A 12,165-nucleotide genomic window follows, 5' to 3' on the forward strand; every position below is an offset into this window, starting at 1 on the left:
ATCTCAACGCATACTCAAGAGTATGCGTTTTTCGGGTCGTTTGGCCTGCGGTTTGGGCCGGCCAAACCGGATCCAATCAGGCGGTGAACGCCCGGGCGAGGCCCAGCGCGAAGCGGCGGTACCAGGCGCGGAGCATCATCGGTCCCGCAGGATCCGGCCCCACTCGTCGAGCAGGGCCATCGGCAGCTGGTAGCTCGCCTCGACGGCGATCGTCGCCGCGGCCGCGTAGATCGCGACGAGCGACCAGAGATCGAGGTGTGGGCGGGGCTCAGAGCGCATCGTCACCCACCAAGTCCTCGACGATCGCTTCGCGGTCCTCGTCGGAGTCGGCGAGGCGGTGCGCGTGGATCTCCGTCGCGCCATCGGCCGCGGCGAGCTCGGCGGCCTCGGCCATCGTGCCGCGCCAGCCGACGCCGACGATGCGGGCGAGCCCGTCATCACCGCGACGCACGCCGATCAGGACGGCGCCGGGCGCGTCGACCTCGGAGCGGGCCTGGGCCAGCGTGTAGACCGCCACGACATAGCGGCGGCCGGACTGGCCGCGCCAAGCGGAGAGATCGAGCACCGAGCAGCGCTGACCGCGCAGGCGCTCCTCGCGGATCTCACGGCGTACCATGCGATCCCCTCGAGCCTTGGCGAAGGCGGCGCCCCAGGCGACACGGCGGTTGGACGACATCAGCGTTTCTGACGGCGGCAGCCGACCTTCACATAGCGACCCGCGCGCGGATCGCCGAAGGCCTCGGCGGCCATGACCTGGCCGAGCAGCTTGCACGCCTCTACCGAAGCGGACGGTTGCTCCAGGACGTCGAGCGCGTTGGCGCGGTCGCAGTCCGAGCCGGCGATCGCCGCCGAGCAGAGCATGGCGAAGGCGACGACGGTGTTCATGCCGCGTGTCCCATGCAGATGGTCGCGATCAGGACGCAGGCTGCGAGCGCGAAGTGCAGAGCGCCGATCAGGAGCACGTCCCGGATGGCGCGCTCGGCACTGCGGCGGCCGTGATGAGCATCGAGGCCGGCGATCGCGATCAAGAGCACGAAGGCGCACGCGATGAACGGCAGCGGCGCGGCGTCCATGTCAGTGCTCGCTCACGAGCTCGTCGGCGATCACCTGGCGTGTGGTGTAGTGCCGGAACGCCTCGTCCGACGTCGCCGCAACGATGCGGATGCCGAAGCACCGGTGCGCTTCCTCGGCGGAGAGCTTGGCTGCCGGCGGCGTCCCCATTCCGATGGCGGCGGTCCCGGCGCAGAACTCGCGCTCGCCGCGGTGGATCAGGAGCTCCGGCGCCTCCGCCGGCCGGGCGCGAAGGCCGAAGAAGAGTGCGAGGCGCGCGGCGAGGCGGGACATCACAGCCGCCACGCCTGCATGACGGCGCGCGCATGTTCGCGCTGCTCGTCGACGAAGTGGTCCCGGAACACCGGCAGGCTGAGGCCGGCCGTGACACGGCGCTCGTCGGCGATGGTCGGGGCCGCCACGACGCGCGTCTGCGCCGCGACCTCGGTGCCCCGCAGCTCGCGGATGGCCTCGCGGATGAGGATGACGGCGCCCGGCGAGTGAACGATCACCACCGCGCCATCGTCCGGAAGCGCCTGGACCATGCGGGCGGTCCGATCCGCGCGGCAGAGCTCACCCGGGGTGGGCGACGCGTCGGCCAAGCGGTCGGCCATGGGGCGCGGGGGCATCGAGGCCGGCACGCCGAGGCGAAGCGAGGTGTCCTGCAGCATCACGTCAGGCCACCACGATCACGAGATAGCTCACCCGGGAGTAGTCCCCCGAGGCGTGGGCTCGCAGGCGCTCCGCGCGGCGGCGGAGGCTCGGCGTGCAGGCCGAGCAGGCGAGTACGGCATCGCACATCGCGACCGTGGCTAGGCACTGACGCAGCGTCATCGGGGCTCTCAACGAAAAAGCCCCGCGCGAGGGCGGGGCGTGGGTCGGTGGATCAGACCGTGCGTCAGGCGCGGGCGGCGCGGGCAGCCTTGGTGCGCTCGCGATGGCGCAGGACCGCCGCCGGCACCGGCGGTCGGGGCCGCCGTTCCGGGCCGGCCGTGCCGCCGGCCTCGTGGCCGGGCCAGCTGCCGGTCAGGTCCCTGTAGAACCGTCTCGCGTGGTCGCGGATCTCGTCGCGGTCGGCGACGTAGTCCTCCGGCGTGTGCCGGTGGCCCGGCGCGCGCAGACGGTCCGCCAGGAGGCAGAGGCCGTGGAGGCGCTCGACGATGTCACGTTCGGTCACGGCCGCGGATCCGTCATCGGGCGACCCTATCAAGGAATGGTCCGCTGTGTCAGCGAATTAGGTAGGTGCGGGCCGGGGCTACAGCTTCAACCACCGTCCTGAGGACGGCTGCGGGTCTTTCGGGCGTCCTGGCTAGCCGGCTTACTGAGATGCCTTTTTCACGCGCTCATGCGCGCCGCACCATTCGTGAAAGGGGGCCGGCACTCTCACCCGCCGGCAAGGCGCCCCAATTTACGGCGGGGGAAGCGCGGCCGGATATTCGCCGTCGGCGCGGCGGCCCTTCCGGGCATCGTTGAGGGTGAGACGTCGGCCATCACACCCGCAGGACTGACCGCCGAACCGCTGCGAAAGCGGCCCACGGGATGACTGCGGCGATATGATTTCCTCGGTTCTGTCCACTCGGCCGCCCGTGACGTGCGGCCATATCCCGTGTTTCAGGGATCGCGGGGCATGAACACAACGTGCGGCAAGCTTGTCCGGGGGCACGAAGCGATACCCGAACCCGGCTTTGTGGAGCCGCTATAGGTCAGACTGTCAGGGTCAGAGCGGGCGAAACCGTCCGCATCAGAGGTCGGTCGCCACGGTGAGATCAGCGCTTCATGGCTGGTCTCCCCGAAACGGCGACGGCCCCGCGCGGGGGTCCGCCGGGGCCGTCTTAAACTTCTGCGCTGTCCATATGCGTCAAGCGACAAACCGCAGTCAAGAGGCCTGTCCTCACCCTGTGAAGCTGAGCTTTTCAGCGACGCGGGCCATTGGCTGCTTGGGGTGGTTTGCCGTCTGTCCGCTTCTGGGATGCAGTTCCATAGGAGCGGACATTGGCTTCGTGCTCGCTTACAGCTCCAAGTGGACGACCGAGCCAGCTTGCTACGACGACCAAAGCACTTGGAAAGCGGATGATCGGCGGCGAGAAACCTACAAGTCCTCGGGTTGAAAAGATTTCCTCATTGGTGCACTGACGCATACGAAGAATTCATGGGAGCGTGAGTTGTGCGAGTCCGAGCTAGGGCTCAGCCTGTCTCAATGATCCCGGCTAACCGCTTCGTTCTCCACGCTAAGCACGCTGGAGTGGCGCTCCTTGGATCCCATCCGCGCATTTGTACTGGTCCGGTGTGAGCGCCAGTTCTGCACCGTCGTGGCGCGTATGCCGTAGCGCTTGGCAGTGGCCCCTACGCTTTCTTGACGGGCTGGGATTGATTGACGGATCGTCTCAGTCGTCGTGCGCCGCCGTAGAGAACCTATTCCACAGCACGCTTCTTCATGCGTCATCAGTTGTGCCACCACGCAGCGGGACCGGAAATCTGTTCCGATCGTTCATCGTCCAACCGAATTATTTGAGAGATAGGAACCCACCAGGAAGCCGACTTGAGTGCTAGCGAGGTTAGACACAAGCATCAGAAATGATGTCACGTCGATTTTCAGCTCGTAGAGGGACCACATTACGTGCGCCGATAGGATCAGAAATGATGCGGCGATTAGAGATCCGATCCTATAGTATCTCCCAAGGACCGCACCAAGTATCGCGAGTCCAAGTGCCGTAAGCATTCATCCTGTCCCGAGGTTTGCCTCGATCGGATCGAAAGCGTTCATGACAGGACGGAAGGCATTGAGTAGGTCGACATCTACCCGGCCGACCATCGAGCGTAGGATGCCATGGGCCTGCCTACCAGTCATCGGCGATCGGTATGGACGCCGCTCGATGAGCGCACCATAGATGTCACAGATCGTCACCAGTCGCACTAGATCCGGGATCTCGGGCGCTCGCAGGCCGTCCGGATAGCCGGACCCGTCTAGCATCTCGTGATGCGAGCGCACGACCTGCAGTATCTCCGGCGAGAAGCCGCTGTTCCGCAGCATATCGTAGCCGAGCGCTGCGTGTGTGCGCATCACTACCGTCTCCTCCTCTGTCAGCCGACCGGGCTTGTTGAGAATCGCCAGCGGGATCCGGATCTTGCCAACATCGTGCAGCAGCGCCGCTTTGGTAAGCTGATAGCCGTCCGGGTCGCGGAACCCCAGCTTGGTCGCAAACGCAGCTGCGAGGCCCGTCACCAGTAGGCAGTGCTGGTGCGTGGCCTCGTCGAAGCGCTGAACGGCGCGGATCCAGTCGCGAATGCCGGCCTCATGCACTGCGCGAGAGATCAGCACAGTTCCAGCCTCAGCCAACCCGGGGGTGATCGCCCTTCCGGAAAAGAAGTTTTGATTAAAGAACTGGCGTGCCTCGTCGGCTAGTTTGATCGCGATAGCAGAAGCACCCTGTTTTTGTAAATGATCAATTCTATCCTTCAAGATTTTTAGCATTGATGTAGCCGGGATGGTTTCGCTCGCACCCAGCAGACGCGCATGGGCTTCGGCCCGCACAGCGTTGCCATGTGTAAGAATTAGGAAGGGCACGCCTACGGCATGCATCGGCTCGAGAAGGCGCTGGAAACGGACGATTGCATCTGAGGTAAGCCGCGCCACATCGCCGATAATCAGATCTGGCGTCGCCATAAGACCAGTATCTACATATAGATCCTGGACCGTGTATGGCTGATATAGACCGAGAGCGCTCACCAAACGCTCTGTCCGTTGAATTTCGTCGGAAATGAGCAACAATCCGCTCATTTTTTCTCCTGAAGATTTCCTATCGGTCGCTTCATCGGCTTTAAGGTGGAGGAACAGTCAGCAGCCTGATGCACGCTGCTGTGTTCGCTCATTAAATTTTTTCGTTTATGTCGATAAATTGATCGAGAACGGTCGAATACAGTGGCCAAGCCTCATGGCAAAGTTGGGTGTGCTTTCCGCCGAATTGGATCGCCTTGAAAGCGCGTCTTTTTCCGAATGGAAAGGCGAAGACAAAACTCCATAAGTATTAATAGCAAACTGTGGTGTAAAGTTATTGATGATTGGCCGCCTGCAATCTGAAAGTGCACGATCATTCGGCTTTTTGTTCTTGCACACGTCGCGCCTACAACTCTAAATAGTTCTAATTCCAACCGATGTTAGTGAATAATTCGATCGAGCACCGACGTCAAAATGCAATTATGGCGGTGCGCACCGAACTCAGTCGTATGGTTGATAAAACATAAATAGGCTCGGGATAGACTCGATAAGCGTGCGTTTTAGAGGCAAAAATCGCTCGCCGATAATAGTATCGCTTGGATAATGGATTAAAACTAGTGATAATTCCTGTGTTGATTAAGTATTCTATCAAACGTTAGCCAGAAGACTGCCCGCCGCGGACGCGACCTCGGTGGGTCGGCTGACGCTGGCCTGGTAGGCGACCTCAAGACGGACTGACGCTCGGCCGAGAGCAGAACGATGCGTGGGCGTGCTGGGTGTGTTTGAGCGGGCGAGAGCGGTCACTGGCGATCGTAGCCAGCTGTGCCGCGTCGCTCACATGGAGAGGCGCTCATGCCGTCTGAGCAACAGCCCAGACCCGCACGTATTATTGTGCGCGTGAATTCTCTATCCGCGTCAGCGCGCTAGAGAGCGGTCCAAACCATTGTGTCTGCTTCTGGGAAACGTCGATGGCTGCAGGAATGACTGCGTCGGGTCGCAAACAGACTCTCGCAGGCCCGATCCGATCGGAGGTGAAGCCGTCTCAGGCCGTGGAGGCCTGGGCGGCCGGCACAGCCTTCGGCTTACGTGGACTGCTCCTACGACGGTGAGACAGCAGGTAGTTCACGACCTGCTCGACACGCTGCTCGCGCAGGCGCTTGCGGCTCGACGGGTTGTCGAGGATCCGCTTCGGCTTCGCTGCGTCCGTCTCACCCGCCCAAGGACGCTGCGCGGCCGCCGGCGGCAGCACGGCGATCGACGCGAGCTTGCCGGAGAGCTCGTGCGCCAACAGGTCGAGCCCCGCCCACCAGGCGGCATACTCGGCCCGCTCGATCAGGATCGACTTCGGATCGTCCCACTCGATCACGCAGTAGGCGCCGCGCGGATACCGATCCTTGCCCTCGGCGCCGACCTTCTCCTCCACCAGGTGCGGGCGCAGCCGCCCATCGTCGTCCGCCTTCATCGTGGAGCGAAGGATCATCACCAGCGGGCGGCCCTGCTTGTCCACAACCGCCGCGGGCTCGGGCGAGGCTGCGAAGGTCGGCCGTGCGCCGAGCCGGGCCCGGATCCGCACGACCTCGACGAGCTGCTGCATCGCCCGCGCCATCGGGCCCTGCTGATCCTGGCCAGCAGGGAGATCCGGGGCGAGCCCAAGGTCGCCGTCGAAGCGATGATCGGCGAAGCGGGACAGCCCGAGGACGGCCGCCTCGACGATCAGCGCGTCGGGGTGCGGCTCGCCCATGGCCGCCGGGAAGCCGGGCTCGCGGGTGAAGTTCTCGATCCGGCCGCCGTGCTGGGCCATGGCGAACATCGGGCAGACCGAGGGGAACTCGCGCATCCGGAACGACCCGTCGTCCTCGCGCCGCTTCGGCAGCTCGTCGACGAACGCCCAGCGCAGCACGTCCTCGATGTCCATGACGCGTTTGTTCGGCGTCTCCGGACGGCGCGTGCCGATCGGCGGAGCGTGGACACGGCTCTGGCGGATGCCGCCCGCATGACGTCCGGGTGAGGAGCGCCGGGCCGGCGCGAAGGCGTGGGTGGTGCTCTGCGACTGCGACGGTGCCGGCACGGTGGATCCCCAATGCTGTGCCGGTTCGATACAAAGCGGCAGCACGCGTTGATCCGGTGCCAGTTTTCTCAGTGTCAAGATGAATTCAGATCGGCGTGACTGCGCAGGATCGCCGCGTTGATACCGGCGGCGATCTGCTCGGCCGCTTCGTCCCGGAGCCGGTAGATCGTCGCCGGCGACCCCCAGCCTCGACAGCGGATGAACTCCTGGAAGCTTTCCTTGGCTGCCCGGCAGCGAGCCCAGGCCAGCAGAACATCGCGCTTGCGTGTCCAAAGCGGGTCGACGAGATCGAGATAGTCGTTCGGCCACTCGATCGGCCGGATTTCGGCTGGCCCCCGCACGCGTGGGTCCGTGTGCATCGCCCGCTTCATCCAGAGCAGCACATCGCCGCTCGTCCAGCTGGGGGTGTGGCCGAGGGCGGGGTGAAGCGGTGGACCTTCCTGGCGGAGCGGCATCTTACGCGACGAGGCGGTCCAGATCGCCGCTCGTCGTTCTTAGCATGTTCCCTGGTACAGAACCGTGGCAGCTCGGCAATGGTGGGCCTGCGCACTGTCGGATGAAACGTGCTGCAATCTCAGCCTCAAGCCAGACGCTTCTATGCCTGCCGGCACACCAACCGCGGGTCCTCGATAGCGATCAAACCATCCAGAAGGCGGATGGTCTCTCGGGCCGTGCGGGCTTTCACGAAACCAGAAGCATCGCCGATGTCTCGCAAATTTCAAGGCTTTTGTCGAAGGATTTGCAATAATCAAGCTTGTAAGGCGATAGGGAGAAATCTTTTATGTCCCTGCCGCCAAGTGTAATTCAAGAGAGAGAGTGCGGATCATAAGCGGTCTTCTCCGTCTCTCTCGTTTTTCGTAACCTAAACTAAGCGCTATTCGTTGAGCCCGCTGCCTACCGAGGCACCAACTTTGACAGCCAGTCTTCGAGGTAGGCGATGGCTTCCGGTTCGATGTCTCCTGCCCTTTTCCTGATAGCTGTTATCTGGCGAATTGCCGTTATGACATCTTCGAAAGGGTTATGCCGCATCAGATGAAATGGCACCTCCCACCAGCGACTTACAAGCAAAGCATGGCATATATCGTCGCTGAAACGACGTTTGATCTCTCTGGCTGGCTGACCCAATACTATAGAATAAGGACGCACATCTTTCGTAACAATTGCGCCAGCGCCAACTATGGCGCCGTGCCCAACTCGCACGCCGGCCATTATTACAGCGCCGGCGCCAACCCAAACATCGTTGCCTATATCAGCGCCGGGACACGAAAGTTGCTGGGCGATGCTTGAGAATTGTATGCTAGTAGTCAGTCCGGCAATTGGATGATCTGATGCTCCGATGGCCGCGTTTCGAGCAATCGAACAAAATCTTCCAACTCTGGTATTGGGATACAAGGTCGCTCCATTTATTTGTGTGTATGCCCCAACTGTACAATTTGTCTGGATTTCGGCGCCAAATGTGATTTCCACTCCTTCTTCGAAAAAATTATTGTACTTGTCCAGGCCTGATTGCGGTTTGTATACGGCGGCTAAAGCTTCAAACTTCAGCTCCGTTGAGGCGCTGGGATTGTATGTGGTATCGATCCTGTTGGCTTGATCCACGTCGTCCGATGTCTTGGACAGGATATCAAATACAATATGCCCGGACATTTCTTCAATTATTTTCCACTCTGCGTTGAGATCTTCGGAATGGATTTTTGTTGCTTTTGTTAAAAGCCATCTATGGAGCGGATTGATGTTTGCCGATCCGTAAGCTGTCTGACCAATAATTGAGGCGCTGGCTCTTGCTTCTGAGTGGTCAGAATATGACACGTCTGCCGTGGTCAGCGTACAAAGTAATAGTTCGTCCGAGTCGGAAATAACATGAATGTCGTCCCAAACACCAAACGCGCGGCCTATGAAATCGCCATCGACCGTGTCCTTATTTAAATATTCCAAAGCCTGCCTGTTTGTGAGATCGAACGCCAAAGGAAGCAAATGGAAATTGCGGCAAAGCCATCCGTCAGGAGCGTCCCACATGAGTGCGAACGGTTGAGTAGAGAAGTCATCCGAATTCCAGTGGTACCTCATCCATTCTGGATGGATATTTTCTCTCAGATACTCAGCCAATTGTCGGCCAGTGAGCGAAAAAGTTGATTTGTATTTATACTTCAGATCATCAAATGACTTTTCCCGACTTAATCTTGGTCCATTAATCATTATGGCGCGTTTGCCGCTGCGGCGAATTTTGGCGATTGTGCTCAAGGCGTTTTCGGAAAACACGCCATCCGGTGGGATAATGATTGCCCACGCCCCTTCCTGCGACGTTCGCAGCGCGCCCTGGTAGTGAGCTGCCGCCATCGATTGATAGGGATTGTCAGTAATCGATGGATCGAAATCTAAAAATTCTACATTAAAGAATGGCAAGTTCTTCTGAAAAGATTCGGCGATGATTTCATTGTTTATTTTTGGCGTGAACACCAAAGCTTTCCAGGTGTATAATTCGATGTCGCCCTTATCTAAGTTTCCAATACTTAAGCTTGGCAAAGTGATGCTACGTAGACAATCTACATAGTCACTCCCCCATGCCGCAATGATCATGTTGAATTTCATTGACTGTCTTTCAGTTTATCTGACGCCAGACTTGTAACATGAAATTCAAAATCTATTTTTCTTTATCAGGCCGCGAGCATATGCAAAGCTAATTACTTCAGAGTCGGCTAATTCCCTTCCATCGCCGATCCGCCATAACCTAGGGTCCTGCTCCGATGGTCTAATATCATACCCAGCCTTTTTCAGCGCATTTACTGCATGAAATAATACAATATCACCAGACATACTCATATTGGGCTCCAGAGCGCAGTGGAGCCATCAGCAAGTCTATCGCGATTGTAAAGTGCGGAAATGCCACATTTGGCAACGATAGGTTGTGGCGGTAGTGGCATTACCGTGCTGGGAGGCTGCGGTCCATGTTCTCTAAGGAGCTGCGGGAGCCAGATGGTCTGCGATCCCTGCTTATCGCGCTACTCCGCAGCCTGCCGCGCCGCCTGGGCGCCGGGCACGCCCAGTCCGATCGCCTTCGCGAGTGCCGACCGCTGCGCGGCGTAGTCCGCGGCGACCATGGGATAGTCGTCAGGCAGGCCGAAGCGCGCGCGGTAGCTAACCGGCGTCAGCCCATGGGCCGTCAGATGCCGCTTCAGCGTCTTGTACGGCTTGCCGTCGATGAAGCTGATCAACGCGTCGGGCTTCATCGACTTGCGGATCTCGGTGGCCGTCAGGCGGAAGCCCTCGGGCTGGCCCGCCGCCGCGGTCGACGTCGGCTCCTGGAGCGCGACTAGGCCGTCGCGGACGGTGCGCATCAGGCCTGGGAGATCGGCTGCCGATACGGCCTGCCGGCTGACGTAGGCCGCCACGATGCCGGCGGTGAGGCCGAGGAGGTCGTTGGGGGAATCGGACACGGTGCTCTCCTGGTCAGAGGGTCGATCGCCCGGACCGGGCGGATGCGGGTCGGCGGTCACGGTCAGGCCGCGGCGGTGGCGCCGGGCGGCAGCGCGCTCTCGAAGCGCCAGCCGTCCTGGCCGCCGATCTGGATGGGGGTCATCATCGGCTTGCCGAGGCGCCGGTAGTGCGCGGCCCAGGCCTCCCACTCGGGCGAACCCTCGCGGACGAACACGCGGCTGGGCAGGCCACCGGGCCCGGCCCCTGACGACGCGAGGGCGAGCTCGCCGTTGCGCCAGCGGCCGTCCCGCAGCCAGCGATGCAGGGCCTTGGCTTGGCTGCGCAGGCTGGCGCAGGAGGCGGCATAGGCCGCAGCAGTGCGGACCGCGGTCTCCTGGTCGGCCGGTGTCAGCTCCCCGAATCGAGCCAGCGCTTCCGATCGACCGGCGGTCAGCCGCCCGCTGATCGGATAGGCCGCCCAGAGCAGCTCGAATCTGGCGAGCGAGGCCGGCTCCAGCGGCACCGCGGGCGGCGCCACTCCCCGGCAGCCTCGCTCGGCTCGTGGCCGGCGCTCGGTCGATCGTTCGGGCCGCCGCCCGACCAAGGCCTCCCGTTCGGAGATCCGTTGATCGGTTGAGCGAGTCCCCCCGGCCACGGGGGGATTAAGGGGGGAGAATCCCTTGGTAGAATCTAGTTCTTGGTAGGCGATCGGGTTGGCCGACTCCGGTTCGACCGACTCCGGTTCAACCGTGCACGGTTCACCCGGAGTCGGCTGATCCGACTCCGGCACGGGAGTCGGTTTTTCCGCTTCCCGCGGGATACGTGTTTCGGCTGCGTTCTGGTCGTCCGAGCCGAGGTCCGGTTCATCCAGCACGACGTACTCGAACCCGCCGTAGACCCCGCGCGGCCCGCGCGGCAGCTCGTGGCGCTGGATCCAGCCGACGGCGATCAGCTCGCGCATCAAGCGCTGCATCTTCTCCGGGCCGCAGCCGAAGCGGCGGCGCAGATGCTCGGTCGAGATGTTCCAGTCGTGGGGGCGCGAGCGCAGGTAGCAGAGCAGCCCAAGCGCATCGAGCTCAAGGCGTTCGTCGGAGAACACCTCGTTGCCGATGACGGTGAAGTTCTTGTTGTGGCGTCGTCGGATGATCGTCATGGGCAGGCGCCTTCTCAGGCATGGCTTCATCGTCCGGCCGCGAAGCCTGTCCGGCTCCGGGCACGCGAAAACCCGTCGCCGGAATCGCTGCTCGCGAACGGCGGTCGGGTCGGCGGGGCGGTGTGAGACGCTCGCAACGCGGGCCGAGCCGAAGGCCTCCGCCGAAAAGGACGGCGTCTGGAGGCGGCGGCTCAGGACCTGCGGAAGGCCGGATCTCGTCCGGACCGGGCGGCATCAGTCGGGCACGAGGCGGGGACCTGACGCAGGGCGCGCGAGGATCTGAAGTCCTGGAGCGGGGGACCGCGGGGCAAGGGCCAGAGCTGCGGGTTCATGGCTGAGCGGCTCCGCGCGTCAGAGGGTCGGCTGGGCGGCGGCCGGCGCCGCGGCGGCGCTCGTGGGCTCGATCCCGTCGGCCGGGGCCAGCGCGGCGCCCGTGCTGGGCGTGGGCACCGCGGCCGCCGGCACGTCGGCCGCGCCGGCACCGATGCGCGGCGTGCCGCCTGGACCCTGGTCGGGGCCGATCAGGTCGAGCCGCCGGAGCGTGTCGAGCTGACGGACCCCGGCGAGCGCCAAGCAGTCGAGGATGCCGAGGTTGTTGATCCGCACGGCCCGGGACGTCGGTGATGGATCACCCTCGAGGGCATCGTTCTTGACGCGCAGGTCCTCGGCGATCTCGACCAGCAGCTCCTCGAGCTTTCGCCCGTTCGGGTTGCCGGCCGACATCAGTACCTTGGTGGTGGGCGTGCTCATCGATGACCTCGGGAG

The 12,165-nt window shown here is 62.3% G+C and carries 16 protein-coding genes and 1 pseudogene; all 17 read right to left on the reverse strand.

Annotation, left to right across the window (positions count from 1 at the left end):
* Window positions 1-135 precede the first annotated feature (135 nt).
* Window positions 136-285 carry a hypothetical protein gene (locus ABIC70_RS24245; RefSeq protein ID WP_354441677.1) on the reverse strand — a complete coding sequence of 50 codons (150 nt, stop codon included), beginning with the start codon at window positions 283-285 and terminating at the stop codon, window positions 136-138.
* Window positions 269-676 (reverse strand): hypothetical protein, encoded by a 408-nt coding sequence (locus ABIC70_RS24250; RefSeq protein ID WP_354441542.1) that lies wholly within the window; start codon window positions 674-676, stop codon window positions 269-271. The genes ABIC70_RS24245 and ABIC70_RS24250 overlap by 17 nt, the downstream gene beginning before the upstream one ends.
* Window positions 676-885 (reverse strand): hypothetical protein, encoded by a 210-nt coding sequence (locus tag ABIC70_RS24255; RefSeq protein WP_209650368.1) that lies wholly within the window; start codon window positions 883-885, stop codon window positions 676-678. The genes ABIC70_RS24250 and ABIC70_RS24255 overlap by 1 nt, the downstream gene beginning before the upstream one ends.
* A complete protein-coding gene (locus tag ABIC70_RS24260; RefSeq protein WP_354441544.1) occupies window positions 882-1,073 on the reverse strand; it encodes a hypothetical protein in 192 nt (63 codons plus the stop codon). Before ABIC70_RS24260 ends, ABIC70_RS24255 begins: the two co-directional genes overlap by 4 nt.
* Before the next feature lies 1 nt (window position 1,074).
* Complete coding sequence (locus ABIC70_RS24265) at window positions 1,075-1,344, reverse strand: hypothetical protein (RefSeq protein WP_354441546.1); 270 nt, start codon at window positions 1,342-1,344, stop codon at window positions 1,075-1,077.
* Window positions 1,344-1,721 (reverse strand): hypothetical protein, encoded by a 378-nt coding sequence (locus ABIC70_RS24270; protein WP_354441548.1) that lies wholly within the window; start codon window positions 1,719-1,721, stop codon window positions 1,344-1,346. The genes ABIC70_RS24265 and ABIC70_RS24270 overlap by 1 nt, the downstream gene beginning before the upstream one ends.
* A gap of 4 nt (window positions 1,722-1,725) precedes the next feature.
* Window positions 1,726-1,884, reverse strand: a complete 159-nt coding sequence (locus tag ABIC70_RS24275) for a hypothetical protein (RefSeq protein WP_354441550.1) — start codon at window positions 1,882-1,884, stop codon at window positions 1,726-1,728.
* Between the two features lie 64 nt (window positions 1,885-1,948).
* A complete protein-coding gene (locus tag ABIC70_RS24280; RefSeq protein ID WP_132367723.1) occupies window positions 1,949-2,227 on the reverse strand; it encodes a hypothetical protein in 279 nt (92 codons plus the stop codon).
* A 1,032-nt stretch (window positions 2,228-3,259) separates the two neighbouring features.
* Window positions 3,260-3,493: pseudogene (locus tag ABIC70_RS24285) on the reverse strand (hypothetical protein); the annotation flags it as partial.
* Window positions 3,494-3,769: 276 nt separating this feature from the next.
* Window positions 3,770-4,828, reverse strand: coding sequence for an HD-GYP domain-containing protein (locus ABIC70_RS24290; RefSeq protein ID WP_091678259.1), 1,059 nt, complete (start codon window positions 4,826-4,828; stop codon window positions 3,770-3,772).
* A 979-nt stretch (window positions 4,829-5,807) separates the two neighbouring features.
* Complete coding sequence (locus tag ABIC70_RS24295; protein ID WP_354441552.1) at window positions 5,808-6,833, reverse strand: hypothetical protein; 1,026 nt, start codon at window positions 6,831-6,833, stop codon at window positions 5,808-5,810.
* Window positions 6,834-6,907: 74 nt separating this feature from the next.
* Entirely contained in the window at window positions 6,908-7,216 is a 309-nt protein-coding gene (locus ABIC70_RS24300) for a hypothetical protein (RefSeq protein ID WP_354441554.1), read from the reverse strand.
* Between the two features lie 511 nt (window positions 7,217-7,727).
* Window positions 7,728-9,422: a CatB-related O-acetyltransferase gene (locus ABIC70_RS24305; RefSeq protein WP_354441556.1), complete on the reverse strand. Its 1,695-nt coding sequence runs from the start codon at window positions 9,420-9,422 to the stop codon at window positions 7,728-7,730.
* Window positions 9,423-9,467: 45 nt separating this feature from the next.
* Entirely contained in the window at window positions 9,468-9,653 is a 186-nt protein-coding gene (locus ABIC70_RS24310; protein WP_354441558.1) for a hypothetical protein, read from the reverse strand.
* A gap of 179 nt (window positions 9,654-9,832) precedes the next feature.
* Complete coding sequence (locus ABIC70_RS24315; protein ID WP_354441560.1) at window positions 9,833-10,267, reverse strand: Ros/MucR family transcriptional regulator; 435 nt, start codon at window positions 10,265-10,267, stop codon at window positions 9,833-9,835.
* Between the two features lie 62 nt (window positions 10,268-10,329).
* Window positions 10,330-11,400 carry a helix-turn-helix domain-containing protein gene (locus tag ABIC70_RS24320; RefSeq protein WP_354441562.1) on the reverse strand — a complete coding sequence of 357 codons (1,071 nt, stop codon included), beginning with the start codon at window positions 11,398-11,400 and terminating at the stop codon, window positions 10,330-10,332.
* 351 nt (window positions 11,401-11,751) lie between these two features.
* Complete coding sequence (locus tag ABIC70_RS24325) at window positions 11,752-12,150, reverse strand: hypothetical protein (RefSeq protein WP_354441564.1); 399 nt, start codon at window positions 12,148-12,150, stop codon at window positions 11,752-11,754.
* Window positions 12,151-12,165 lie beyond the last annotated feature (15 nt).

The sequence above is a fragment of the Methylobacterium sp. 1973 genome (assembly GCF_040545035.1).
Lineage (GTDB): Bacteria > Pseudomonadota > Alphaproteobacteria > Rhizobiales > Beijerinckiaceae > Methylobacterium > Methylobacterium fujisawaense.

Coding starts and splice junctions, on each gene's coding strand:
- ABIC70_RS24290 (WP_091678259.1), bottom strand. CDS start 4,828: ATGAGCGGATTGTTGCTCATTTCCGACGAAATTCAACGGACAGAGCGT.
- ABIC70_RS24305 (WP_354441556.1), bottom strand. CDS start 9,422: ATGAAATTCAACATGATCATTGCGGCATGGGGGAGTGACTATGTAGAT.
- ABIC70_RS24320 (WP_354441562.1), bottom strand. CDS start 11,400: ATGACGATCATCCGACGACGCCACAACAAGAACTTCACCGTCATCGGC.
- ABIC70_RS24270 (WP_354441548.1), bottom strand. CDS start 1,721: ATGCTGCAGGACACCTCGCTTCGCCTCGGCGTGCCGGCCTCGATGCCC.
- ABIC70_RS24265 (WP_354441546.1), bottom strand. CDS start 1,344: ATGTCCCGCCTCGCCGCGCGCCTCGCACTCTTCTTCGGCCTTCGCGCC.
- ABIC70_RS24275 (WP_354441550.1), bottom strand. CDS start 1,884: ATGACGCTGCGTCAGTGCCTAGCCACGGTCGCGATGTGCGATGCCGTA.
- ABIC70_RS24325 (WP_354441564.1), bottom strand. CDS start 12,150: ATGAGCACGCCCACCACCAAGGTACTGATGTCGGCCGGCAACCCGAAC.
- ABIC70_RS24260 (WP_354441544.1), bottom strand. CDS start 1,073: ATGGACGCCGCGCCGCTGCCGTTCATCGCGTGCGCCTTCGTGCTCTTG.
- ABIC70_RS24250 (WP_354441542.1), bottom strand. CDS start 676: ATGTCGTCCAACCGCCGTGTCGCCTGGGGCGCCGCCTTCGCCAAGGCT.
- ABIC70_RS24310 (WP_354441558.1), bottom strand. CDS start 9,653: ATGAGTATGTCTGGTGATATTGTATTATTTCATGCAGTAAATGCGCTG.
- ABIC70_RS24255 (WP_209650368.1), bottom strand. CDS start 885: ATGAACACCGTCGTCGCCTTCGCCATGCTCTGCTCGGCGGCGATCGCC.